Raw genomic sequence first — 23,415 nt, 5'->3', positions numbered from 1 at the left:
TCACAGCCAATCTGGCTGCCGGACTGCGACAGGGCACGCCGACCGGGGTTTATTACTCTCTCAGTCCGAACGGGATGTATAGATGTCTAGGAGAGATCAACTGTTCTCGGCGATGACGGCGTCGTACGTGATCGCGGTCACGCTCGCCATCGTCATCGCCGCGATATTCGCGCCGGTCATCTGGAACGGCGTGCCAAGCGGTGGTGACGACGACCCGAGCGTCGCCGTCATCACCCTTCGGGGCGGCACAACCGACGCGAACGTCAACGCCGTCAAACAGGACCTCCGCGAAGCGCGAACGAACGAATCAATCGAGGCGGTCGTCCTCCGGGTCGACAGCCCCGGCGGCCCGGTCGACTCAAGCGAGGAGTTCTACCTCGCCGTGAACCGGACCGCCAGTGAGATGCCCGTTGTCGCCTACGTCGAGGGGACGGCCGCTTCGGGTGGGTACTATGGCATCACACCGGCCGACGAGATCGTCGTCAAGCCGAGTTCGAACGTCGGCAGCATCGGCGTCATCGTCCAGGCCCCGCTGAGTCTCATCGAGCAGGTCGAACAGCAGGGCGAGACGTTCGTCCGCTCGGGGCCGGACAAGGCCCAAATAAGCAAAGACAGCCTCCGCGAGGATATCGAGGTGCTCCAGCGGTCCTTCGTCGGGACAGTCATGCGCCATCGGGGCGAGCAACTGACGGTCTCCCGTGAGGAAGTCGCCAACGGAGGCACGTATCTCGGCGCACAGGCGACCGAGAACGGCTTTGCCGACCGGATCGGCGATACCGGACTGGCCATCGAGCGGGCCGCTGCACTCTCAGACGACATCGAGGGCGACCAGTACGACGTTGTGTATCAGGGCAGTGGCGGTGCCGAATTCAACGTCATCATCGTCCCTGCCGGCGCTGAAACCGTACAGGGCGCGAATAACGTGACCTATCTCGTTCATCCCGACAACAGTGAGACGACGTTCCGGGAACCGGTGAAGTACTACGCCGTCTGGGGAATCCCCGCCGAAGACAACAATGCAACGGTGATCCGCAATGACTGAGGGTCGTATCGTTAAGCCACTTGCCGTGTTTATCGTCGTCCTCGTGGTGATACTGGGCGGCACGTTCCTTCTCGCAGTCGTTAACCCGGGCTCATCGGGGCCGCCAGATGGCCAGTCCATCGACGGTCAATCGCCGTCACAGTACCAGCCCGACGCTGTCAATGCCCCTGTCGACCCCGAAGAAGGGGCGATCTCGGTCGACTCTGAGGGAAGTGACAAGCGAATACTCGTCGATACGAGCCACGGCAACCAGGTGTCCGAATCCGAACTCGAACCAATCACTGAGGCAGTGTTCGAGGCGGGCCATACTGTCGAGTACGGCACGTCCGGCACCGCCTCGTTCGCCGATTCGCTGGGCCAGTACGACGGCATACTCATCGTCCAGCCGCTCGGCAGTTACTCCGAAGCGGAACGCGAAGCATTACAGGAGTACACCGACGATGGCGGCCGTGTTGTCGTCCTCGCCGAACCGACACAGACCCGCCTTTCGACCGGCTTCACCCAGTCGACCACGACGGTATCGTTCGGGGCCAACAACGCCACCGAGCGCTACGGCGTTCGGATGGGGTCCGAACAGCTGTACAATGTCGACGATGCGGCCAACGACAACAACTTCAAAGCCATCTACGCCTCACCGAGCGACGATGGTGACCTGACCGACGGTGTCGAGACGATTACGTTCGACACCGCCGGCTACGCGGTGGTGAACGGCGACGCCGAGACGAAGTTCACCGCTGTCGAGGGTACCCGGACGCTGGAGACGCGGCGTACCGGAACGTACGCGACAGTCGTCCGCAACGACAACATGGTGTTTGTCACTGACTCGACGTTCATCAGTAGTTCCGAGCTATACGACGCCGACAACGAGGTGTTCATCGGGAACCTGCTTTCGTTCTTGCTCGACGGCGAAGCACCCGACCCGGGCGGTGGCGCGACCCCAAGTGCTGGATTCGGGACTGGTGACAGTGCTTCCACTCCGGCCGAAACACCGCCGGAGCCGACCCCGACGCCAGTCCCCACCCCAAGCGGGTCCTGACCCCGCTCACTCGAACCTTGCTTGCGGAGCTACCGTTCGCTGATACTGACCGTCGTCTCGCTGTACAGGCCACGCTCGCCGGCGTTGGCCACACTCAGTCCGGCGCTGATGGTATACTCCCCGGCTGATGCAGGCTCCCATTCGTCGTCGCTGACTCGGAACATCCGGTCCCACCGTCGCCTGAACTGCTTTCGTTCGCCGCGGTCAAATCGGAGGCTGCCGTCCTCACTGGGCACGCTATCGACGTGGGATGCCTCTGGCACTCCATCAACGTACCACGTCCACGGCCGCGGCGATTCCGTCGGTAGCGTTATCGGCACCGGAAGCGCGTTCTGCATCGTCACGACGAACGGCACCTCGGTTCCCGCCGGATACGACGTCTGCGGGACCTCGATATCGACCGATACCGCACGATAGCGGAGCCACGTCGGTATCAGCAGATCGCTCCAGGCCTGGCCGTCGATACTGCGTGCGGCCTGTGGCTGCGCCCCGCGCTCAGTGGGAGCCTGTGGCTCCTCGTCGTCACGGTGGAGCGCCCCCGAGTCGTAGATGCGACGCATTGTCAGCATATCGGTTGGCATGCGCAAAAGTGTTCGTCGGGCCAGTTCGGCTGGCCCGTCGGGTTCGGCCAAAGCGATACCCCGACGCAGGCACATCGCTGGAAATTGCAGAAAACGCTCACACCTGCCCGTGGATGCCGACCATGCATGTAACACACAGCCAAACACGCTAAGTGGCCGGCCCTCTGATATGTCAGCAAGCTACCGCTCCCGATGACATCAACACGCGACGCGATTCGGCTGTTGCACGTCGACGACGAGCCGGACTTCGCGGAGACGGCCGCCGCGTTCCTTGAAAAAGAGAACGACCGACTCCGCGTTGAAACAGCGTCAAACGCGGAAAACGCGCTGGAACGGCTCGAATCGTCGACGTTTGACTGTATCGTGTCGGATTACGATATGCCCGGGCGCAGCGGCATCGAGTTCCTCGAAGCCGTCCGCGAGGAGTACCCTGAACTCCCGCTCATCCTGTTCACCGGAAAGGGAAGCGAGGAGGTCGCGAGTGACGCCATCTCGGCCGGTGTCACCGACTATCTGCAGAAGGAGGCCGGGACAGACCAGTACACATTGCTGGCGAATCGGGTCCAGAACGCGGTGGAAGCGAGACAGTCAGCGACTGAGGCCGAGCGGCGGCGGCACCGTCTCGAACAGATCCTCAAGACTGTCCCGTCGTGTGTTGTGCAACTCGACCGCGACGGCCAGTTTGTCTTCGCCAACCAGCGCGCTATCGATGTCCTCGGCCTGTCACAATCGGAATTGAAAGACCGGCTGTACAATGACCCGGAATGGGAAATACGTGACCTCGATGGTCACCCGATACCGGACGCGGAGCTTCCGTTTCGGCAGGTGCTCGAAACCGGCCAGCCCCTATCCGATGCCCGGCACACGATCCATTGGCCGGACGGTACCGAGAAGGTACTCTCGGTGAACGGCGCACCGCTGTTCGACGACGACGGGGCTGTTGAAAGCGTGGTCTGTACCCTGACGGATATCACCGACAAGCGAGACCGGAAACGCGACTTACAGGAAACCGAGCGCCGACTCCAATTGGCGCTGGAAGCCAGCGAAACGGGTGTCTTGGAGTGGGACTACGAGACGGACGAGGTCGTATTAAGCGATACGCTCGAACGACTCTTGGGCTTCGAGCCCGGCGAGTTCGGCGGGACGCTGTCGGCCGTGTTCGAACTGATTCACCCCGAGGACCGCACTGAAGTCCGCGAACAAATAGAGCGGGCAGTCGAGACAGACAGCGTCTACGACGGGGAGTTCCGGATGATCGACGCGGACGGCGACGTACAGTGGGGCTCTGTTCGGGGCCAACCCATCGAAGACGACGACAGTACACTGATGGTCGGCGTCCACCACGACATCACCGAGCACAAGGAACGTGAGCGCGACCTGCGGGTAATAGAGCGCCGGCTCGAGGCAATTCTGGAAAACACCACGACTCCGATGTTTATGAAAGACGACGAAGGGCAGTACCTCTTCGTCAACCACGGCTATCGGGAGCTTACCGGGCTCGCTGACGAGGAAATCGTCGGCCGTACGGACTTCGAGCTGTTCCCCGAAGAGACAGCTGAAACGACGTGGGCAAACGACCGTGCTGTCCTGCAAGCCGGGCAACCGATAGAGACCGAGGAGCAACTCATCATCGACGGCGAGACGCTCCAGTTCCTCTCGACGAAGGTTCCAATATACGACACGGGTGAGCGGTCTGACCCGGATACCCCGGTTGCCGTGTTCGGCGTCGCAAGCAACATTACCGACATCCGAAAGCAAGAACAGGAGCTACAGCGTGAGCGCGACCGGCTTGCGGAGTTCGCCAGCGTCGTTAGCCACGACCTTCGCAGTCCGCTGAGCGTCGCACAGGGGCGGCTGCAACTCGCCCGGACAACCGGTGATGAGAGCCATCTGGAGGGCATCGAAACTGCACTCGACCGGATGGAACGCATCATCGATGACGTGTTGCTCCTGGCTCGCCAGGGACAGGACATCCAGGAGACAGCACCGGTCTCGCTCCATGACGCGGTCGCGGATGCCTGGGAGATGGTGTCTCAGGACGCAGAAGACGGGACGCTCGCCTTCACCGACACTGACAAACGAGACGTAACGATTACCGCCGACCGGCCGCGCCTGTTGCAACTGCTTGAGAACCTGCTCCGGAACAGTGTGGAACATGGTGCCACGCGCAGTCCGACGGGGGCCGACAACGGTGTGAAACACGAGTCGGGGGAGCCGCGTTCACAGGCACACACAAACGTAGACCACGGCACAGCGGGCAGCCAGACGAAGTCTGTGGACGCCGCCGACGGGGATGGAAGCGTGAACATCACTGTCGGTGCCATCAAAGGGGGCTTCTACGTGGCCGACGACGGTCCCGGCGTTCCGGAAGACGAGCGCGAGACATTGTTCGAGGCTGGATACTCGACCGCCGACAACGGGTCCGGGTTCGGGCTGGCGATTGTCGACCGCATCGCAGAGGCCCACGGCTGGGCGGTCGACGTGGCAGAGAGCGCCGACGGCGGCGCACGCTTCGAGATTACCGGCGTTGAGTTTGCGTAGTCGAGTGGGCACACAGCGAGCCACTGTACTGGTACCCTGTCAGCGACTACTGGCCCGTGTAGACGTATCCGGATGGTCGTCATCGTACAGCAGGCAGGCGATTTGGTGGTCGTCACCGACATCGAACAGCGCGGGGTCGGTTCGCTCGCAGGGGGATTCGAAGGCGTCGTCCATCGCAGTCTGGGCGGCTTCGAAAGCCTCGTCGTGCAGGTGGTCGAGCGCCGTCGCCAGCACTCCTTCGGCCTCCCGGTCGCCGACCGTGTCCGGGAGGCCGAATTCGGCTCGGACCCGTGTTTCGAGAGCGGACCGAGAGAGCTGACGCAGGTCCTCGTCCTCGACACTGTCCTTGACGGCAGTGACGGCCTCCAGTGAGTCGGCCTTCCGGAGCCGTTGTTTCAGGTCCATCAGTGACCGCCACTCGGACTGGGCCATGTCAGTCCCCTCGGGCTGGATGACCCTCGGACAGCGGGTGTGGAACCGACAGCCCGACGGGGGGTTCAGTGGCGATGGAACATCGCCGGAGAGGAAAATCCGGTCGCCCTCCCAGCCGGGGTCTGGTTCCGGAATGGCGGACAGAAGCGCCTCGGCGTAGGGGTGATACGGTGGCTGAAACACGTTCTCGGTCGGCCCGACTTCGGCGAACTCCCCGAGATACAGGACACCCACGCGGTCGGCGATATGCTCAACGACGCTGAGGTCGTGGGCGATGACAATATAGGAGAGGCCGAACTCCGACTGCAGGTCCGTAAGCAGGTTCAGAATCTGGGCCTGCACGCTCACGTCCAGCGCCGAGACGGGTTCGTCACAGACGATGACCTCGGGGTCGACGGCGAGTGCGCGGGCGATGCCGATTCGCTGGCGCTGGCCACCGGAGAACTCGTGGGGATAGCGGTGGGTGTGACGCTGGTTTAGCCCGACGGTCTCCAGCAAGTCGTTGACACGCTCGGTTCGCGCCTCGCCGTCTGCGATCCCGTGGATATCCAGCGGCTCGCCGACGATGTCGCCCACCGTCAGCCGCGGGTTGAGGCTGGCGAACGGGTCCTGAAATATATACTGGATATCCTTTCGAAGCGCCCGCAGACGGTCATTTGAGGCACCTGTCAGGTCTTCGCCTTTGTAGCGAACTGAGCCGGCTGTGGGTTCGATGAGCCGAAGCAGCGTCTGGGCGAGCGTGGTCTTGCCACAGCCGGACTCGCCGACGATACCCAGTGTCTCGCCGGGATAGAGCTCCAGATCGACGCCATCTAGAGCTTTCACTTCCTGACTCCGACCCAGCAGGGTATCGACGATGGTCCCGCCGGACTCGTAGTACTTCGTGAGGTTTTCGACCTCCAGAATGGGGCTGTCGGCTGTCTTAGCCATCCTGCTGGCCCCCCGTATCGTTGTCCGCGTTGCCGTCCCGGTCTAGCAGGTCGGTATCGAGGCCGACCGGATCGGAGTCTGTCCGGAGTGGATCTGCGTCCGTCCGTCCGGAGCGGGAGCCGGGCTGTGTGTTGTCGGGCGGCGTGTCGCGACCCTGTACCTCGACCTCGTAATCCAGTTCGTCGTCAAGGTCGCCGGTGTAGGCCAGACAGGCCGCTCCGCGGTCAGACAGGCCGACGCCGTCGCCGGTCTCCGGGTCGACGAGCGGTGGTTGTTTGCGCGTACAGACCTCCTCGGCGAAGGGACAGCGTGGGTGGAAGCTACAGCCCGATGGCACTTCGACGAGGTCCGGCATGGTCCCCGGAATCGTCTTGAGGCGGTCCTGCCGGTCGCCGATACGCGGGATAGCACTCATCAGCCCGACGGTGTAGGGGTGTTTTGGGTCGTAGTACAGTTCTTCGACAGAAGCTTTCTCGACAGCGCGGCCGGCGTACATCACCATCACCCGGTCGCACATCTCCGCGATGACGCCGAGGTCGTGGGTGATGAGCTGAATCGCCGTGTCGTACTCGTCGGCGAGCCGGTTGAGGCGGTCCAGAATCTTCGCCTCGATGGTCACGTCAAGCGCCGTCGTCGGCTCGTCGGCGATGAGGAGTTCGGGGTCACAGGACAGCGCCATCGCGATGATGGCCCGCTGTTGCATCCCGCCGGAGAATTCGTGTGGGTAGTCGTCGTATCTGGCTTCGGGTTCCGGGATACCGACATCATCGAGCAGCCGAATCGTGCGTTCGCGAGCGGCTGTGTCGTCGTAGTCGAGGTGGTGCCGGATAGCCTCTGAAATCTGTTCGCCGACGGTGTAGACGGGGTTGAGTGCGGTCTGTGCGTCCTGAAATATCATCGCAACGTCGTTGCCCCGGACATCTCGAACCTCGGAGTCGGACAGTTCGGTGAGGTCCTGGCCGTCAAAACGAATCGTCCCGCTCTCGATACGGCCGGGCTCTTCGATGAGTCGCATTACCGACAGCGCGGTGACGCTCTTGCCCGCGCCGCTCTCGCCGACGACGCCGAACTTCTCGCCGCGGTTGATACGAAACGAGAGGTCGTCGACGGCGGTGACAACGCCCTCCTCGGTGTAGAAGTTCACCGTGAGGTTCTCGACTTCGAGCAGCGCCATCAGACCTCGCCCCCGCGGGCCACGTCTTCGCCCTCCTGGGCGTCGAGGGCATCGTTGATGCCGTCGCCGATGAGGTTCATCGACATCACGAACAGGAAGATCGCGCCGCCGGGGAACACAGTGACCCACCAGGGGATCGTCCCACCAGGGCCCTGAACGATAGTCTCGCGGGTCTGATCCAGCATCGTCCCCCACTCGGCTGACCCGGGCGGAAGGCCCAGCCCGAGGAAGCCAAGTGCCGCCACACCGATGACGACCGTTCCGATAGAGAGAGAGGCCTGGACGACAAGCGGTGCGACAGCGTTGGGGACGACGTGTCTGAAGATGACGCGCCGGTCACGCGCGCCCAGCGCCTTCGCGGCCATGACGTACTCGTTTTCCTTGACTTTCAGTATCTCCCCGCGTATCAGCCGGGCGTAGCCGGCCCAGCCGAATGCGGTGAACGCGAGCACTAGCTCCCAGTACCCTTTGCCGAGCACAGCGACGATAATCAACGCCAGCAGGAGGCCGGGGAACGCGAATATCAGGTCCAGCGTTCGCATCATCACCTCGTCAACCCGGCCGCCGTAGTAGCCCGCGATGGCACCATACACCAGCCCGATGGCGGCGGTGATGAACACCACAATAAAGCCAATCGAGAGGCTGAACCGACCGCCGTACAGCACGCGGGAGAACACGTCCCGGGCGGAGCCGTCGGTTCCGAAGGGATGGGCCAGCGACGGAGCCTCGTACGCACTCACATCGAGGCCCTGTACGTACAGAATCGCGCTCGGGTCGTAGGGGGCCAGCGAGAAGGGCTGGACTGTCACGCCAGCAATGGTGACTGGGCGGGCGAATAGAGCCAGGATTCCCATCAGGGCAACAGTATAGAGCCCGAGCATCGCGCTCCGGTTGTCACGGAACTCACGCCAGGCGCGCCCCCAGCGGCTCTCGGTTTCAGTGCCTCGCTGCTCTGTCCAGTCGGATAGTGGTTCGCGGGACTCGACGCGGTCGGCGTCGAACCCCGTTATCCGGATGCGTCCTCGGTCAGTACTCATAGGTCAGTCATAGCGGATTCGTGGGTCTAACAGCGCGTACGCAATGTCTGCGAGCAAGTTTGCCAGGATGATCGTCACACCGGTAAACAGCGTAATCGCCATAATGAGGTCGACTTCGCGGCCGACGATAGCGCCGACGAAGGCTCGGCCCAGGCCGGGCCAGGCGAACACCTGCTCGACGACGACGGCACCGGCGAAGATACTCGCGGTCAGGAACGCGGCAATAGTGGTCACGGAAATGAGCGAGTTCCGCAGGACGTGTTTCAACACGACTGTCCGCTCCGGAAGCCCCTTCGCCCGCGCCGCCGTGACGTACTGCTTGTTCATTTCTTCGGCCATCGACGACCGCATCACGCGCATCAGCGTCGCCGACGACGCTGTCCCGATGGTGACGCCCGGGAGGACGAGATACCACAGCATCTCAGGCGAGAGTAGCGGCCTGTCCGGAGCCAGCACCGGCCACAGGTCGAGCCAGAGCGCGAACACGAGGATGAGCATCAGGCCGAGCCAGAAGTTCGGCAGCGAGATGCCCGAAAGGGCGAACACCCGCGAGAGGTCGTCGCCCAGCGTATCCTTGTTCACCGCAGCGTAGATACCGGTCGGGATGGAGATCAGCAATGCGATGGCCCAGCCGAACAGCCCCAGCGCGATGGTTTCGGGGAGCCGGGCCATGATGTAGGGCAGGACCGGCTGGTCGACGCTGATGACCGTGCCGAGGTCGCCCTGCAGAACGTTACCTATCCATGTGAGATACTGCTGCCAGACAGGGCCGTCGAGGCCGTATCTGGCGCGTATCGCTGCCTCCTCAGCCGCCGAAATCTGGGGGTTCAGTGCAACCATCTGGTCGATGGGGTCCCCCGGCGTCAGGTGGACCAGCGCGAAGGTAAGCACCGAGACGCCAAACAGTATCGGCACCGTCGCGGCCACGCGAACCGCGATGAATCGTCTGAGGCTCATCGTACTGACTCACTCCCGGTCCAGATACGCGACCTGCTGGTCCGTCGGGTCGTGCAGTCCGTAGGGGAGAATCCCGCCCGAGAACGTGTACGTGTTGTGCCCGACGTAGTCGGTTGACAGCGACGAGACGTTCGTTCCGAAGACGGTGTAGCTGTTCGGGGCCTGCTCGATGAGTCCGCGCCACACCTGGTCGTACTGTTCCCCGCGGAACGCGGGGTCCTCGACGGCCTCGACCGAGAACCGCGCTTCCGTTGCGATCTCGTCGAGATCGGGCGTATCGACCCGCTGGAAGTTACAGCACTGGCCGAAGTTGTCGATGGAGTTGACGGCGTCGTAGAAGCTCCCGGGGTTGAACGTCCCCGAGAGGCCGATGAGGACGATGTTGCCCTGCTGGTAGTACTCCGGGCCGAGGATGCGCTGGACGAACGTCGTGAACTCGAAGGTCTCGACGCTGATGTCGAAAAACTCCGTGTTGCTCATCACCTGGGCGATGAGTTCGGCCTCGCGCACCCGGTCGTCGGAGGTGTTGGTCTCGATGGTCGCCTCGATTGGTGTCTCGACGCCGAGGTCGTCGACGGCCTCCCCTAGCAGTTCGGTCGCGGCCTCGGTGTTCTGTTCGGTCTCCGGGCGCAGTTCCTCCACCAGCGCGTCGTAGTCGGCCGACCCTTCCGCAGCGGCCAACTCTGGCAGTGGCGTGTAGGCCGGATTCCGGTACCCGTTATAGATATTCTCGGCGATCTGGGCGCGTGGAATCAACTGATTGACCCCCCGGCGGATGCGGGGGTCGTCCCACGGCGAGACCGTGACAGGGTACTGCAGGAAATTGTACGCCCCGGCGTTGGTCACGCTGAGCCGGTACTCCTCCGAACTCCGGTACTCGCTGTAGGTGTCGCTCGTGAGGCCATAGGTGAGGTCTATCTCGTTGTTGTTGAGCGCGGCCGCACGGGTCGCGTCGTCGGTAACGATGGAGACCGTGACATCGTCGACGACTGGGCTCGTCGGGAACCCCTCTGGGCCGTCCCACCACTCCAGCGCGTCGAGGCCGAGGTCGTCCAGCCAGTAGTCGTCGAACGTGCTGAACTGGGCGCGCTGTTCGGCCTCGTAGGACTCGAACTCGAAGGGACCGGTCCCGATAGGCGTCAGGTCGTTGCGCGGGTCCGCGGCGGTATCGGGGTAGTCCTCGATGTGCGCCATGGGGTACACCGTCGGTGGGAGTTGACTGTCGGCCTCGGCGTCTGGCTCCTGCCCGTAGATGTTGACGGTGTAGTCATCGACAGCCTCGGCGTAGAGGAACGAGTCGAAGGTCTGGGCCGAAATCGCGGAGTTCTCAAGCACCTCATACGAGCGGGCGACGTGCTCTGCGGTCATTTCCTCGCCGTTGTGGAAGGTGACGCCCTCGTGGAGTTCGGCTTGGTACTGAATTCCATAGGTGCCGTCTTCAACCGCGTCCGGCGCTTCGTTGACCGTCAGCACCTCGCCGGCGTCAGGGTTCCTGATGATGATCTGGTCGTCGGCGACGAGGTTCCCCTCGTCGTCCGTCTCCGCCGACACCATGTACGGCTCGTAGGCTCCGTCTTCGACCTCTTGGACCTCTACCCGTTCCCACGTCCGCGCGAGCCACGGGTACACGGTCCCCGCAGCGTCCTGTGTGATGAGGCCCTCGTAGACGAGTCCGTGGACGTTCCCGGCCGGCGCACTGGTGCTGTAAGACGGGTCGAAGGAGTCGATACCCGCTCCGAGGCCGAACCTGAGTGTCCCGCCCTCTTGGATGTCGTCGACGGCAACCTCCGCCCGTTCCCGAACTGGGTCGAGGCTCTGCTCGCCCCCGCTTTCACCCTGCTCCGCTCCGTCGCTTCCGGCGTTGCAGCCGGCGAACGCCACCACCGCCGACGCGCCCGCCGTCTTGAGGACGCGCCGTCGCGATACTGTACTCGCATCGGTATCTGCGTCATAAGGCATTCACGTTGACCTCGAGAGTTATGTATTGTGTTGCCGTCCCACACACTTATAGCATACCGGCCCTCAAGCTACCGAAGTCGGGTGACACCACCGGAGAGCGACGGTCTGGGGACACACTCAATAGAACCGACGCAGACTCCACGGGCGACTTTCACCGCCGGTTGGACTGTGTCGGTGTCTGGCCTCCGACCGGTTCTCCGATATCTCCTTGCCAGTGAACGCTATTTGCCGTGCATAAAACTGTGTCCCGGTCGGTATCGGGGAAAGCGCGGGCAGTTGCGCTCCAAATACGAACGGGCGCTCAGAACGGCGGGCTGTAATCTTCGTACTCGTCCATCTCCTCCATATCGTCGGTCTTCGAGGGCATGACCGCGGCGCGCGGCCCGCCGGAGCGGACGACTTCGACATCTTCGAGCCCGTCGACACTCTCGGGGAGTCGCTGCTCGATTGCCTTCATCGTCATCGGAGCGATGCCACATCCCGAACACGCGCCGCCGATAGCGACGGTAGCCGTGCCTTTGCTCTCGTCGACCTCGCGGACCTCGAAGTTGCCGCCGTGTTGCTGGATCTGCGGGACGTTATTGCTCAAGTAGTTACGCGTCTGTCGTTCGAGTCCTTCTACGCTCATGACAGTTCTACCTACGCACCATCATATCATAAATCTAGTGTTTTTGGAGGGCCTGAAATACCGAATTTTAGGCCTTCAAAATCCCGAATTTTGGCTATGCGAAATTTTACTATACTTCTTCTGTTACTTTTTCGCACCGCCTAAAACAGGTCTTGATCGATATAGCCCCTCAAACAGTGTCTCTATCGGAGGCCGTCGTGTTTGAATCGGCGAGCCCCCGTGTACTTTCCCCGGCGTCACAGGGCAGTGTGGCCGCCAGCCGCTTGGCAACTATCGGACTGACTAGACCGGCCAGCTCCATCGCTTCTGTCTCGTGGTCGTCGAGGTCCAGCACACCCCGAAAGAACCACGAGACGGTCACGTACGTCTCGTGCAACTCCGCGGCTTTCTCGCGTCCCGGTTCGGTCAGTGTCACCCCGTCGTAGGGCTTGTAGGACACGAGACCGTCTTCCGAAAGTCGCTGACACATCTCCGTCACCGCTGCCGGAGACCGGTCGAGCATCTCTCCCAACTCCCCCGGCGAAACAGGCGGTTCGCTCCGGTGCTGTGCGATATAGATCGCCAACAGGTACTCCGGTGCCGTGCTCATCGCTCCGACGAATCCGTTCCGTCCCCGTGGTTTGCTGTGGGCGTATCGGTCGTCAGCTCCCCTGTCGACCGCTTACCGGCCTCGAAGACCACCGCGTAGGCCCATGCCCACAGTCGAGCGCGCGACCGTTGCGGGCGTTCATTCATCGTTTGGCTCCCCCCCAGCCCCACCACCATTGCCACCCATTAGGCAGACGCCCCCCATGGTTCCGGCAGAGCACGGGCGGGCGAGCAACAGCTCGTCGGTGGGACCTCGGGATATCGCTCGCGGTATATGTTGGCACCACGCAGACGGTGTCGATGGGTCTGGACAATACGAAGCGTCCCGCCATCGTTCCTTGCGTGGGTCTTCCCCCGTTTGTGCCCCGCACTCAGTACCGTCGTCTGCCATATGATTTAGGGCTACCTAACAATATAAAACGTCTGTGGTTTTTAGGATGGCCTAATCCAATCTGCGGAGCGTCGGTACATCTGGAACATTCGAACCTGCTATCCAACGAAGTGGGTCCGTCGCACAGCACTCAGCCCCGCTACCGGTAAAGACTCGCCTCCATCACCGCTGTCTCGAATCGACCCGGCCAGCACGGTTTTGTCTAATTTGATATCGCATTATAGGATTTATCCGAGCGACGATCGGCCCAGCTCCGAGTCGTCTGTGAACCGCCAGAAGAGAGCAATTAGCGGCCAAAACGCCGCTACTCAGTAAATTCGGTAATCGAATCGAACGCGTCGGTCGCCAGCCGTTCGGCGACTGCGTCCCTGTCGACGTTACTGATTTCCTGCGGATATTTTCGTTCGAAGTAGCTCACGATGTTCTCGACATCGCGAGTTAGCAGTTCCCGGGCGTTTTCGTGGTCGGTCGGGACTGCCTGTGGCCAGTCGAAGACGACGACACCCTCGTTCGTGACGAAGACGTTGTACTCGCTCATGTCCGCGTGGACGTACCCTTCGCGGTAGGCCGTCTGCATCTCCTCAAGCACGAGATCTAGAATCGGTAGTACCTGTGCTGTTTCGAGTTTCGTTCGGGAGAGCTCGACGCCATCTATTTTCTCCATGACAATCGCATGGCGGTTCGTGTCGATTGGCTGTGGGACCGACACGTTCGGATACAGCGTCTCGAGGGCATCGTACTCCCGCTCGGCTGCCTTCCGGGCGGTGTAGAGCCAGGAGACATGGTCTCGGTCGGCGGTGTACTCTCGTTCTTTCATCACTTCGCGGAAATTGGTGTACCCCTCGCGGTGGTATTTCAGCGCCACCGGTTTGTACGACTGGGCCTCGTACACGTCGCTCTCCTTGCCGACGCCCAGCGGCGATCCCACTCCTTCAATTGTGTCTCGCTCAGCAAAGGTATGCAGCGCAAGCGTATCGTACCCTTCAAAAGTGAGTTTGAACCCTTCGTACTGGATGGTTTTTCGCTCGACCAGTCCCCGGTCCGCACACCGGTCAAGCCGGTAGTCGACATCTTCTGTCGTCAGCCGGGAGAACTCGGTCAACTTCTCGCGGGCGACGTACTCCGAGAACCGCATCCCCTGTTCGACGCCAGAGAGCAGATGGAAGTCCTCGGGTTCCAGCTCCGCCATCACTGAAGCCACGTTCTGGACCATTAGGTCCCCCTACTCGGCGTACTCGTAAAAGGCCGACGCGTTCGGTGAATGGCGCCGATAAACTGGTAATTGCTATACTAAATTGGCTTTGTCCTCACCGCTCTTGGTTTGCTACCTGACTGTCGATGTGCCGATCAGTACCGTCTGTTGTGCAAGCGGGTCCAGTTCGGTGAAGTACTGGTACGGCTCCGTACGGTAGTTCTGTACCGATTGGCGTTTCAAACACAGTCGCCGTCGCCGTCGCCGTGTTTAATTAAATCCAAGAAGGCAGCGCGCTCGTAATAGACTGGAGTTCGCTTGACCGGTTCCAATATTCGGTATCTAACTACTCTGATATGATACTTGCTTTCGCTGTTTCGGGACCGAAACAGTGCCTGCGACGCCATCACGCCGAGTAGGGGAAGTTTAACCCACATGAGTACACGTTCGATATAACAGTACTATTGACCGGGCATCACTGCTGTACCACCGTTCCGTACTCAAACTAGGACTGAGTACGCACGAAAGCGGTCTCTGAACGGTTGTAGCTATTCATACGAACTGTGTCTGAAATGGGTTGCGAGCTACACAGCAATCTACAAATACAATCCTAACCACGGTGACTGTATATGTAATGCGAACAGTGACTGCTTTCAGCTACTGCACATGTTCTAAATTAGTCTATACTTTTGCTCACCTGAACACAAACAAACCGTGTGAGCAGACGAAACAAAGACCAGCTCAGGGATCTGCTTCGTTCGCTTGCTCTTCGACCCCACGATAGACGGCTCGCGTTTCCAGTGCTGTTCGCCGTTGGCACACAGTTGTACTTTTTCGTGACAATCACACTCGACTCTACTCGACCACCCATGGCACCCGACGCTGGAATCTTCGAGCATCTCGGCTGGTATCTGACACATGGTGGCCGGTTGTACGTCGATGCCTGGGAACCGAAGTTGCCGCTGTCCTACGAGACGACTGGGGTACTGGCGTTGCTATCTGGCGGCGATATGTATCGCCTCCACCTCCTCAGCGTGGTGCTGATGAGCGGCGCGGTGTGTGCAATCGTTGCACTCGTTGTGATGCTCGTCTACGACATCACTGGCGACGATATCGTTGCGCCGCTGGCTGGTCTGTCGATGTTCCTGTTGCCGGGGTTTGCTGTCCGTCCGGCGTATGGGTTCAAAGCGAAATATCTTCTCGTTCTCTGTGGGCTACTAGCGATATATCTGTACACGCGTGGCTACCCGGCACTGAGCGGTGTGGCTGCGGCAGCCAGCGTGGGATACTGGCAGGCAGGAGCCATCTTCCCGCTGATTGTGGTCGGTTTAGCGGTCCAGCGGCGCGACATGCGGGCGCTTGAGCGTGTCGTCGCCGGTGGCCTCGGTTTTACCATCGTCATGTTGCTGCCGGTGTTTCTCCTGTGGCATTCGGCCTCGGAGATGGTCGTTCAGGTTTTCCTCGTCCCGTTACAGACGGAGGAACACGCGTCGTTGCTCGCTCGGTTTGTGGCCGGTGTTGTCCACTTCAAATGGGCGTCACCGTTCGTCGTGCTTGGTGGACTTGGCCTCGCTCACACCGCTCGACACTGTTTCACTGGTGCTGACGGTGTTGTCGGACGCACCGAATGGTGGATTCCGGTCGGCGCAGCGTGGTTTGTGTTTCTGATACTGTTCGTTGATTTCGAGACCGGTGGCTACACAGACCTCATTCCGGGGCTTGCGTTCGTCGCAATCGGGCTCGGGATGGTTGCGACAGTGTTTCGGGACCGGCAACAGACACAGTATCTCAGCGCCATCCTTGCGCTGGTCCTCGTTGTGAATGTCGTCTTCCTCGGTAGCGTTGGCGTTATCTTCACACCCGTCGAGACACCGGGCCCGGAACCGATGTCAGATCTCGAAACCCACGACCTCCCAGCGGCATACGACGAGGCCGAACCAGTACCCGACGTCCGGTACCTCTACTGGCAACAGGCCGAGCCATCGACGTGTCACTACCGCCTCTCGGTGATGGAGCTACGGTGGCTCGACCGAATCGATTCGTCGGTAGACAGTCGCTGTCTCGACTTCGGGACTGCCAGCGCCCGACTCAGGAACGGGTAGCAGTTACGACTCCCCGGAGTCGTATTCGGAGAGCGACGTCTGTGTCGTTTCGACTGTGCCCGTAATGATGTAGGGGACAATAATCCGGAAGAACTGGGCGGCAAGGACCAGCAGCATCGGACCCAAAAAGATGCCGTAGAAGCCAAAGGCGATGGGACCGAGGATGTACGCGAACATCAACAGGCCGACGTGGGTCAGGTCGCCACTGACGTACGGCCGAATCAGGAAATCCGGGATAGTGTCGACGACGACCAGTGTGACCACGAGGAAGAGGGCAACCCAGGCCAGGGCCGCCGTCTGCCCCGTGACGACCGCGGAGACCGCAAGCAGCACAGCGACGGGCAGGTAGACGATTTTCATCCCGACCACGGGAATGAGGCTGCCGATGCCGGTGAGTGCGCCGACAAGTGGCGCAAACGGAATCTGTACTGAGCCGGGAGCGACCAGATTGTACAGCGAGAACACGAAAATCCCGATGACGCCGGTCACCAGTGCGTTCAGGATGTTTCCGAAGAGAATTGAAGACAGTTCCTCGTCGACTGCCGCCGCGTACTCGCGAAGGACACCCGACCCGTCGAAGGTGTCGAGAAACCAGCCGACAAGCCGCGGTCCGTCGGTAAGCAGGTAGTACGTTCCAGCGAACATGATGAACACGCGAAGCAGTAGCGATGTGAGCAGACTCAACGATCCAATGAGCGTATCAGAGACTCGTCCCAGCCACGACTGGACTGTCGCGTTTCGCAACAGGTCGATCACCTCAGCCGGCCCCATTGCCAGCACCTCTGAGAAGCCGAGGTCAGCGAGCGGTCCCGGCGGCGAGCCACCCTGCAGCTCCTGAAACTGTGAGAGGTACGCCGCACCCAGGCCACCCTCGCCGAAGAACGACTGTAGCTCAGGGATAACGAGGACGAGCGTGTAGCCGACCAGAACCACAAACGGCAACAGAAAGAAGAAAATCGTGGCGGCCGCATGGACCTGCTTCTGGTAGGGGACGGCCCGCTTCAGGAACGACTTGGGCAGCGGAAGCCGTCCGAGCCGTCGATAAATCGGTCGGCTGGCATAGTACAGAAAGACGGTAAACACGAGCGTCGGAAGGAACTGGGACAGGACGAGCCCGACCACGAGGAGGAGTGCGACGCCCGCGAGGGTGAGGAGGACGCGCCGTCCGAGGTCGGTACTGTATTCCATATGTTTTCAGTACAACATCTGGATAAAAAGTAAAACCACCGGTCGGCCCGACGGTTTCTACGTTGGACGGAGCAAAATGGATGGTTCTCGCTATCGGCTGTGGCTACAGCCCCTCGAATTTCGTGATCGCGTCCCGCCAGTCTTCGGGAATCGGGCGCGAGGATTCCGTGTCGCGATCGTATGTGACGACGGTTGTTTCCCCGGTCGCAGCCACCCCATCTTCGGTCCGGACCTCATACTCGAAGGGGAAGCTCTTCTCACCCAGACGTGGAACCCGGACGGCAACGGCGACTGAGTCACTGATCTGGACCGGCTGGATGTAATCGACTTCGAGGTTCGCGATGACCATTCCGGTGCCCGACTCGCTGCCCGAGAGTAGCGCTTCGCCACAGTTGACCACGTCGTGCAGGTAGTCGATGCGAGCCTCCTCGAAGTAGGTCGCATACGTCGCGTTGTTGACGTGGCCGTACGTGTCGATGTCCGTGTACCGGACCTCGACTGTAGTCGTATACTCGAAGCTCACAGCACTGTTACGACCCACCGGCATTTCAGTGTCCCCTCTTGACGCAGGGTACGGACGAGGTCCGGTCCGTCGTCCCGGCCTGCACCAGTTCAGTACTCGTGGAACACGCGCCCGCAGTCGGTGCACTTGATCTTCGCTGAGCGGAACCATGGACTGACCTTGATGACTGGCCCGTGACAGTCAGGACAGACTCCCATAGAGTTCCCGTCTGCAACCCGCGTTGAGAGGTCTAGGAGCAAGTCTTCGAGTTCTTCTATCTGCTCTTGCTGCTCATCGATAACCTCCCGCAATTCCGCTGTAGACTGTGTCGCAGCCGCTGCATCTGCATCAAGGACCGCCTCTGTCTCGGTTTCGGCTTGCGAAGTAGCTGACTCCTCTGACTCTGCCTCGCTTTCTGTAGCCTCGGCCTCATCCGACATATGGTAATATAGGCCGGACATATGTTTTAAGTTACTGCCAATTCAGCGGCATATCGGCGGATTTCCGCTCGCTCATAACCCAGTACGTTTGTTATCCGGCGCGCTCGCGCGCGCGATTAAAAACCTATCTAATCACGACGTATTTTCCGTCAGCTATCGCTCACTCTGAGATGACTAGTCACTATGTAAACTATTGCTATGGTGTGTCAGCACTTCCCCGCAGACGCCGAATATACATTACTATCCCTGCTTACCCTGAGCACAGTACTCAACTGTCCCAGCAAAAGTGATAATTATCGTTCATACACGTATCAATTTGGGGGTGCTGTTTTTTATGTCCAGCCTTTATTGTTGATGTGATGTTGCCACTCCAGGTGTCAAGTCTCGGTGTAGAGGGCGAAGGAATCTGGCTCGCACTCGGCACGGTCGGGATGTTACTGGGTATGGTGTACTTCATGGCCAAAGGATGGGACGTTCAGGACCCCGAGCAGGAGGAGTTCTACGTCATCACCATCCTTATCGCAGGTATCGCCGCGTCGTCGTACCTGTCGATGTTCTTCGGGTTCGGCCTGACGGAGGTCGAACTCGTCAACGGACGGGTCATCGACGTATACTGGGCGCGATACGCTGACTGGCTGTTCACGACGCCGCTGTTGTTGCTTGATATCGGCCTCCTGGCCGGCGCAAGCAACCGCGACATGGCGTCGCTCATCACCATCGACGCCTTCATGATCGTTACCGGCCTCGCCGCGACGCTGATGAAGGTGCCTGTGGCCCGGTACGCCTTCTGGACTATCAGCACCATCGCGATGCTGTTCGTCCTGTACTACCTCGTCGTCGTTGTCGGCGAGGCCGCGAGCGATGCCAGCGAAGAAGCACAGTCGACGTTCAACGTCCTTCGAAACATCATCCTCGTCGCGTGGGCCATCTACCCCGTCGCGTGGCTTGTTGGGACCGAGGGACTCGGACTCGTCGGCCTGTTCGGCGAAACCCTGCTGTTCATGATTCTGGACCTGACCGCGAAGATCGGGTTCGGATTCATCCTGCTGCGCAGTCGCGCAATCGTCGGTGGCGACTCCGCCCCGACGCCGTCCGCTGAAGCCGCTGACTAGCGGACATCCAGCACTCATCGACTTTTTTATACGCCGCACCAACGATACGTACGTTTGATACGCACATGAGTGAGGAGCCAACGACGCCGAAGGAACTAAGTGTTCGATCACTAACGGGACTCATTCTCTCGGCCGGACTCGCAGTCGTGGGATTGTTCATCCTCCCAGTGTTCCGGTCGTTTGGACTGGCGTTCCGGCCGGCGTTCTGGCTGGTGCTCGCAATAGAGGCAGTTGCACTTGCTGGCGTCGTTATCTCCGTTCTGACGCTTCACCGACAGCGGACGCTTGATTAGCTCCGGTGGCCGGTTTCGCCTGCCTGATCCGCCCCGGACGATTCGACGGATTGCAGGGCTTTTTCGAGGTGTGACTCCCGAAGGCTGACCGGCTTGCGCGACCGGTCGCTGTCGCCCTGGGCCCTGAGGTGTTCTTCGATGGCAAGCAGTCCCGCCTCTCTGACGACTGCAGCGATGTCGCTGCCGCTGTATCCGGCCGTGCGTGCGGCGAACGCTTCGAGGTCTACCTGCCCGGTTATCCTGTCACCGATATGCGTGTCGAATATCTCGGCTCGGTCGGCCGCGTCGGGAAGCGAGACCTCAACGATACGGTCGAAACGCCCCGTCCGGAGCAGCGCGTCGTCCAACCGGTCGCGTCTGTTCGTCGTCGCGATAACCGTCACTCCTTCCCGACCTTCGATCCCGTCCAGTTCTGTGAGCAACTGTGACACCGTTCGGGCGCTCGCGCCGGAGTCGTTGTCGTCGCTTCGTGTCGTACCCAGCGCGTCGATCTCATCGAAAAACACGATCGAGGGGGCGTTCGACCGCGCCTGGTCGAACACTCGCCTGACTGCCCGCTCGCTCTCGCCGACGTACTTGTTCATCAGTTCCGGCCCGTTGACCGGGATAAAGTTCGCGTCGCTTGTCGACGCGACTGCTCGCGCGAGCATCGTTTTCCCTGTCCCCGGCGGCCCATACAGCAACACCCCGGCTGGGGGGTCGATGTCCAGCGAGTCAAACAGGTCTGGCTTCGTCAGCGGCCAGTTGACGGCCCGGATGAGCTCGCGCTTTGGCCCGTCGAGACCGCCGATGTCGCTGAAAGATGTCGACGGAATCTCCGGTACTGTGCCACGGATACCACTCGGTTCGACTGCGTCGCGGGCCGCTTCGAGGTCCGCTGCTGAGACGACCACCGGATCGCCGCCAGCGCCGTCTCGAGCAACTGCCGCTTCCACCGCGTGTAGCCAGAGCGCGACGATGTCCGCCGCAACGTAGCCAAACGCCTGTTCTCCGGTCGCTTTGAGATCCGCCTCTGCGCTCACCATCGCTCCAGTGGCGACTGTCTTCAGAATCTCGGCCCGGTCCCGGCGACTCGGCTCCGGCACGGTAACCGTCCGAGACAACCGTGTCGCCTGCACGATATCAACGGGGACGTCGTCCTCGCTGGTCGCTTCGCCGACAGCGGCGACGCCGTCGAGCGTCGAGATATCGTCGAGCCACTGGCGCAACAGCAGCCGCGTTTTATCACCGCCGTCAGCCGACACCGTATCGAGCCCATCGATGTGGACGATCCCGCGTTCACTTCCCTGTGCAGCCCGTGCGACATCGTCGAGATACGCTCTTGCTCCGTCTTGGTCCAGTGAGAGCAGGCGCCCAGCATCAACAGAGTGTATCGTCGCGTTCACGAGCCAAGCCACGTGTTGCAGAAGGTGTGTCTTCCCGACCCCGTGGGCACCGACGAGCAATACGCCGGCGCGGTTTCGAACGCTTCCGGGAACGTCGTCGGACGCCAGCAACGCCGTTGAAACGGCAGTTTCTAGCGTTGCAACTGTGTCGGCATACCCGCCGACAGCCGTCTCGGCAAGCGGGTCGAGGCCACTGTTTGACCGCCTCGGAGCTGGCCCATCAGTAATCTCGATCACGGTGTCATCCACGAGGGTGACAGGCCCTGCCGGCTGTGTCGATACCACACGCACTGGTACCGTTAGCGACCCGTCGAACAACGAGACGGTGATGGTGTCGCCGTCCAGCAGAGGGCGATCACCGACCGCGTCCCTGACAAGCCCTTCACCGCCCCGGATTGACAGTTGCGGGACCGGCGCGACGCTGATATGTGTCGCGACCGCCGGGTCAGCCGCCTCCACGGTGACCCGATCCCCGTCGCGAAGCCCGAGCGTCTCGGCGGTCTGTGGACCGACACGGGCCGTCTCCGCCGGAACTGAATCCGCTTGCCGTACGGTCGCGGCCTGCACCTGCCCGCGCTGCTTTCGGATGAGTACTGCGCCGTTGCCACCCAGCCCGAGACGTGTCCCGACCGTTGTCGGCACTGCGATGCTCTCGTTCGCTTCGTCGACGCTGATCGTGAGTTCGAGGTTCTGGACCATTAGCCCGATGCCAGCACGTCTGGCACTGCACTGCCGTACAGCACGTACCGAACGACCCCGAACACCAGTAGCGCAAGCGGGGTGGCTAAAATCGTCACATACACGGGAAGTGTAAGAGCGAAACCGACGATGTTCGACACTGCAATGACGACGACTGCGGCGGCCATCGGCAGCCGGTCCTGTCTATTGAACCCCATCAGTAGATACCCCTGTCTGTGTCCGACATATGTTTCAGTTGGTTCGTGTATAGTGGCCGCGCTCGTTTAGCATTGATGCCGTCACAGTTGGTTAGCCAACCGACTGACCGACCGCCCGAGCAGACCCACCATGACTCCGATAGCAGTCAGCAACGCGAACTGAATGAGGTCGCCGCTCGCGGCGGCGAGAACACCAAACCCGACAAGTACGACAGCGACGAACCCGTGAGCACCGAGTATTATCGCTTGGATATTCACGCGGGACACCCCGGCGACTGACCTGTTCTGTCAGAGACAGACAGCGCTTTCGGCTCAACAATATCGTCAGTGGTTGGGAACGGTCGCCGGTGTGTGTGCCGGCGACCACCATCCAGCACCAGATGTCTGTGGATGGGCTGTCGTAGGTACGCGACAGCAATGTAGGATATGGATTGGATAAACATATGTTTTATTCCAACTGATTTACTCGCGCTAGTCAGCCCGCAGGAGCTCCTCGTGCGTCTCTTCGAGCTTCTCGATTTTCGGCGGGATGGTCAACTGACAGTAGCTCTGGTCCGGGTTCTTCTCGAAGTAGTCCTGATGATACTCCTCGGCAGGATAGAACGTCTCCAGCGGCTCGACTTCGGTGACGATATCGCTGTCGTAGCCCGGCTCTATCTCCTCGATGAGGGCTTCGACAGTTTCGCGCTGAGCCTCGTCGTGGTAGAACACAGCCGAGCGGTACTGCGTGCCAACGTCGTTGCCTTCCCGGTCTTTCGTCGTCGGGGTATGCGTTGTGAAGTGGACCGCGAGCAGGTCCTCGTAGCTCACCTCCTCGGGGTCGTAGGTGAGCTGTACGCACTCGGCATGGCCCGTTTCCTCGCGGCAGACCGCCTCGTAGCTGGGGTCAGCGACGTGGCCGCCGGCATAGCCCGAAACCACATCGGTCACCCCGTTGATCTGCTTGAACACCGATTCCGTACACCAGAAGCAACCGCCCGCGAATGTCGCTTGTTCAGTCATCATCGGT

The 23,415-nt window shown here is 61.0% G+C and carries 23 protein-coding genes; 7 read left to right on the top strand and 16 right to left on the bottom strand.

Translation table 11 applies throughout. The features are described 5' to 3' along the window. Positions 1–82 precede the first annotated feature (82 nt). Together RR_RS13110 and RR_RS13105 are read left to right on the top strand one after the other, a co-directional pair. Complete coding sequence (locus RR_RS13110) at positions 83–1,042, top strand: S49 family peptidase (protein ID WP_011224003.1); 960 nt, start codon at positions 83–85, stop codon at positions 1,040–1,042. Continuing rightward, complete coding sequence (locus tag RR_RS13105; protein ID WP_004958335.1) at positions 1,035–2,078, top strand: DUF4350 domain-containing protein; 1,044 nt, start codon at positions 1,035–1,037, stop codon at positions 2,076–2,078. Before RR_RS13110 ends, RR_RS13105 begins: the two co-directional genes overlap by 8 nt. Positions 2,079–2,107: 29 nt before the next feature. Here RR_RS13105 and RR_RS13100 read toward each other — a convergent pair whose 3' ends face one another. After that, entirely contained in the window at positions 2,108–2,638 is a 531-nt protein-coding gene (locus RR_RS13100) for a hypothetical protein (RefSeq protein ID WP_049939170.1), read from the bottom strand. A 213-nt stretch (positions 2,639–2,851) separates the two neighbouring features. On the opposite strand from RR_RS13100, the gene RR_RS13095 reads away from it, so the two are divergent. Further along, entirely contained in the window at positions 2,852–5,200 is a 2,349-nt protein-coding gene (locus RR_RS13095; RefSeq protein WP_011224001.1) for a PAS domain S-box protein, read from the top strand. 39 nt (positions 5,201–5,239) lie between these two features. Here RR_RS13095 and RR_RS13090 read toward each other — a convergent pair whose 3' ends face one another. From RR_RS13090 to RR_RS13055, 9 genes are all read right to left on the bottom strand, one after another. After that, on the bottom strand, positions 5,240–6,562 hold the full coding sequence (locus tag RR_RS13090; RefSeq protein ID WP_011224000.1) for an ABC transporter ATP-binding protein: 1,323 nt from the start codon (positions 6,560–6,562) through the stop codon (positions 5,240–5,242). Next, complete coding sequence (locus RR_RS13085) at positions 6,555–7,736, bottom strand: ABC transporter ATP-binding protein (RefSeq protein ID WP_011223999.1); 1,182 nt, start codon at positions 7,734–7,736, stop codon at positions 6,555–6,557. Before RR_RS13085 ends, RR_RS13090 begins: the two co-directional genes overlap by 8 nt. Continuing rightward, positions 7,736–8,773, bottom strand: coding sequence for an ABC transporter permease (locus tag RR_RS13080; RefSeq protein WP_007188682.1), 1,038 nt, complete (start codon positions 8,771–8,773; stop codon positions 7,736–7,738). The genes RR_RS13085 and RR_RS13080 overlap by 1 nt, the downstream gene beginning before the upstream one ends. Positions 8,774–8,776: 3 nt before the next feature. Further along, entirely contained in the window at positions 8,777–9,730 is a 954-nt protein-coding gene (locus RR_RS13075) for an ABC transporter permease (protein ID WP_004958323.1), read from the bottom strand. Between the two features lie 9 nt (positions 9,731–9,739). After that, entirely contained in the window at positions 9,740–11,689 is a 1,950-nt protein-coding gene (locus RR_RS13070; protein ID WP_011223998.1) for an ABC transporter substrate-binding protein, read from the bottom strand. 301 nt (positions 11,690–11,990) lie between these two features. Further along, positions 11,991–12,317, bottom strand: a complete 327-nt coding sequence (locus RR_RS13065) for a NifU family protein (RefSeq protein ID WP_004958317.1) — start codon at positions 12,315–12,317, stop codon at positions 11,991–11,993. A 169-nt stretch (positions 12,318–12,486) separates the two neighbouring features. Then, complete coding sequence (locus RR_RS13060) at positions 12,487–12,906, bottom strand: metal-dependent transcriptional regulator (protein WP_004958315.1); 420 nt, start codon at positions 12,904–12,906, stop codon at positions 12,487–12,489. Further along, complete coding sequence (locus RR_RS22450) at positions 12,903–13,052, bottom strand: hypothetical protein (RefSeq protein WP_164734765.1); 150 nt, start codon at positions 13,050–13,052, stop codon at positions 12,903–12,905. Before RR_RS22450 ends, RR_RS13060 begins: the two co-directional genes overlap by 4 nt. 548 nt (positions 13,053–13,600) lie before the next feature. Then, positions 13,601–14,509, bottom strand: coding sequence for a serine/threonine-protein kinase RIO2 (locus RR_RS13055; RefSeq protein ID WP_007188684.1), 909 nt, complete (start codon positions 14,507–14,509; stop codon positions 13,601–13,603). Positions 14,510–15,357: 848 nt separating this feature from the next. Here RR_RS13055 and RR_RS13050 point away from each other — a divergent pair. Beyond that, a complete protein-coding gene (locus RR_RS13050; RefSeq protein ID WP_011223997.1) occupies positions 15,358–16,590 on the top strand; it encodes a DolP-mannose mannosyltransferase in 1,233 nt (410 codons plus the stop codon). Between the two features lie 3 nt (positions 16,591–16,593). Here the strand turns inward: RR_RS13050 and RR_RS13045 are convergent, their stop codons facing one another. The 3 genes from RR_RS13045 to RR_RS13035 form a co-directional block, all read right to left on the bottom strand. Next, a complete protein-coding gene (locus tag RR_RS13045) occupies positions 16,594–17,778 on the bottom strand; it encodes an AI-2E family transporter (protein ID WP_011223996.1) in 1,185 nt (394 codons plus the stop codon). 103 nt (positions 17,779–17,881) lie between these two features. After that, positions 17,882–18,301: an acyl-CoA thioesterase gene (locus RR_RS13040; RefSeq protein ID WP_049938959.1), complete on the bottom strand. Its 420-nt coding sequence runs from the start codon at positions 18,299–18,301 to the stop codon at positions 17,882–17,884. 89 nt (positions 18,302–18,390) lie between these two features. Then, a complete protein-coding gene (locus RR_RS13035; protein ID WP_004958307.1) occupies positions 18,391–18,720 on the bottom strand; it encodes a hypothetical protein in 330 nt (109 codons plus the stop codon). A 359-nt stretch (positions 18,721–19,079) separates the two neighbouring features. Here RR_RS13035 and RR_RS13030 point away from each other — a divergent pair, with 359 nt between their 5' ends. Together RR_RS13030 and RR_RS13025 are read left to right on the top strand one after the other, a co-directional pair. Further along, positions 19,080–19,832 (top strand): bacteriorhodopsin, encoded by a 753-nt coding sequence (locus tag RR_RS13030; RefSeq protein ID WP_004514987.1) that lies wholly within the window; start codon positions 19,080–19,082, stop codon positions 19,830–19,832. Between the two features lie 65 nt (positions 19,833–19,897). Further along, positions 19,898–20,125, top strand: a complete 228-nt coding sequence (locus tag RR_RS13025; protein ID WP_011223993.1) for a hypothetical protein — start codon at positions 19,898–19,900, stop codon at positions 20,123–20,125. Here RR_RS13025 and RR_RS13020 read toward each other — a convergent pair. After that, a complete protein-coding gene (locus RR_RS13020; RefSeq protein WP_011223992.1) occupies positions 20,122–22,209 on the bottom strand; it encodes an AAA family ATPase in 2,088 nt (695 codons plus the stop codon). The genes RR_RS13025 and RR_RS13020 overlap by 4 nt on opposite strands. Beyond that, a complete protein-coding gene (locus RR_RS13015; RefSeq protein WP_004958303.1) occupies positions 22,209–22,406 on the bottom strand; it encodes a hypothetical protein in 198 nt (65 codons plus the stop codon). Before RR_RS13015 ends, RR_RS13020 begins: the two co-directional genes overlap by 1 nt. 75 nt (positions 22,407–22,481) lie before the next feature. On the opposite strand from RR_RS13015, the gene RR_RS13010 reads away from it, so the two are divergent. Beyond that, positions 22,482–22,685 (top strand): hypothetical protein, encoded by a 204-nt coding sequence (locus RR_RS13010; protein WP_011223991.1) that lies wholly within the window; start codon positions 22,482–22,484, stop codon positions 22,683–22,685. Positions 22,686–22,877: 192 nt separating this feature from the next. On the opposite strand, the gene msrA is transcribed toward RR_RS13010, so the two are convergent. Next, positions 22,878–23,408 carry a peptide-methionine (S)-S-oxide reductase MsrA gene (gene msrA / locus RR_RS13005; protein ID WP_049939169.1) on the bottom strand — a complete coding sequence of 177 codons (531 nt, stop codon included), beginning with the start codon at positions 23,406–23,408 and terminating at the stop codon, positions 22,878–22,880. Positions 23,409–23,415: the final 7 nt, after the last annotated feature.

Source organism: Haloarcula marismortui ATCC 43049 (assembly GCF_000011085.1).
In the GTDB taxonomy this organism is placed as follows: domain Archaea; phylum Halobacteriota; class Halobacteria; order Halobacteriales; family Haloarculaceae; genus Haloarcula; species Haloarcula marismortui.
This window is presented reverse-complemented; position numbering and strand designations above follow the sequence as displayed.

Excerpts from the sequence above, each read along its gene's own strand:
- RR_RS13110 (WP_011224003.1), top strand. The coding sequence starts at position 83 with ATGTCTAGGAGAGATCAACTGTTCTCGGCGATGACGGCGTCGTACGTG.
- RR_RS13105 (WP_004958335.1), top strand. The coding sequence starts at position 1,035 with ATGACTGAGGGTCGTATCGTTAAGCCACTTGCCGTGTTTATCGTCGTC.
- RR_RS13100 (WP_049939170.1), bottom strand. The coding sequence starts at position 2,638 with ATGCGTCGCATCTACGACTCGGGGGCGCTCCACCGTGACGACGAGGAG.
- RR_RS13095 (WP_011224001.1), top strand. The coding sequence starts at position 2,852 with ATGACATCAACACGCGACGCGATTCGGCTGTTGCACGTCGACGACGAG.
- RR_RS13090 (WP_011224000.1), bottom strand. The coding sequence starts at position 6,562 with ATGGCTAAGACAGCCGACAGCCCCATTCTGGAGGTCGAAAACCTCACG.
- RR_RS13085 (WP_011223999.1), bottom strand. The coding sequence starts at position 7,736 with ATGGCGCTGCTCGAAGTCGAGAACCTCACGGTGAACTTCTACACCGAG.
- RR_RS13080 (WP_007188682.1), bottom strand. The coding sequence starts at position 8,773 with ATGAGTACTGACCGAGGACGCATCCGGATAACGGGGTTCGACGCCGAC.
- RR_RS13075 (WP_004958323.1), bottom strand. The coding sequence starts at position 9,730 with ATGAGCCTCAGACGATTCATCGCGGTTCGCGTGGCCGCGACGGTGCCG.
- RR_RS13070 (WP_011223998.1), bottom strand. The coding sequence starts at position 11,689 with ATGCCTTATGACGCAGATACCGATGCGAGTACAGTATCGCGACGGCGC.
- RR_RS13065 (WP_004958317.1), bottom strand. The coding sequence starts at position 12,317 with ATGAGCGTAGAAGGACTCGAACGACAGACGCGTAACTACTTGAGCAAT.
- RR_RS13060 (WP_004958315.1), bottom strand. The coding sequence starts at position 12,906 with ATGAGCACGGCACCGGAGTACCTGTTGGCGATCTATATCGCACAGCAC.
- RR_RS22450 (WP_164734765.1), bottom strand. The coding sequence starts at position 13,052 with ATGAATGAACGCCCGCAACGGTCGCGCGCTCGACTGTGGGCATGGGCC.
- RR_RS13055 (WP_007188684.1), bottom strand. The coding sequence starts at position 14,509 with ATGGTCCAGAACGTGGCTTCAGTGATGGCGGAGCTGGAACCCGAGGAC.
- RR_RS13050 (WP_011223997.1), top strand. The coding sequence starts at position 15,358 with ATGGCACCCGACGCTGGAATCTTCGAGCATCTCGGCTGGTATCTGACA.
- RR_RS13045 (WP_011223996.1), bottom strand. The coding sequence starts at position 17,778 with ATGGAATACAGTACCGACCTCGGACGGCGCGTCCTCCTCACCCTCGCG.
- RR_RS13035 (WP_004958307.1), bottom strand. The coding sequence starts at position 18,720 with ATGTCGGATGAGGCCGAGGCTACAGAAAGCGAGGCAGAGTCAGAGGAG.
- RR_RS13030 (WP_004514987.1), top strand. The coding sequence starts at position 19,080 with ATGTTGCCACTCCAGGTGTCAAGTCTCGGTGTAGAGGGCGAAGGAATC.
- RR_RS13025 (WP_011223993.1), top strand. The coding sequence starts at position 19,898 with ATGAGTGAGGAGCCAACGACGCCGAAGGAACTAAGTGTTCGATCACTA.
- RR_RS13020 (WP_011223992.1), bottom strand. The coding sequence starts at position 22,209 with ATGGTCCAGAACCTCGAACTCACGATCAGCGTCGACGAAGCGAACGAG.
- RR_RS13015 (WP_004958303.1), bottom strand. The coding sequence starts at position 22,406 with ATGGGGTTCAATAGACAGGACCGGCTGCCGATGGCCGCCGCAGTCGTC.
- RR_RS13010 (WP_011223991.1), top strand. The coding sequence starts at position 22,482 with ATGCCGTCACAGTTGGTTAGCCAACCGACTGACCGACCGCCCGAGCAG.
- msrA (WP_049939169.1), bottom strand. The coding sequence starts at position 23,408 with ATGACTGAACAAGCGACATTCGCGGGCGGTTGCTTCTGGTGTACGGAA.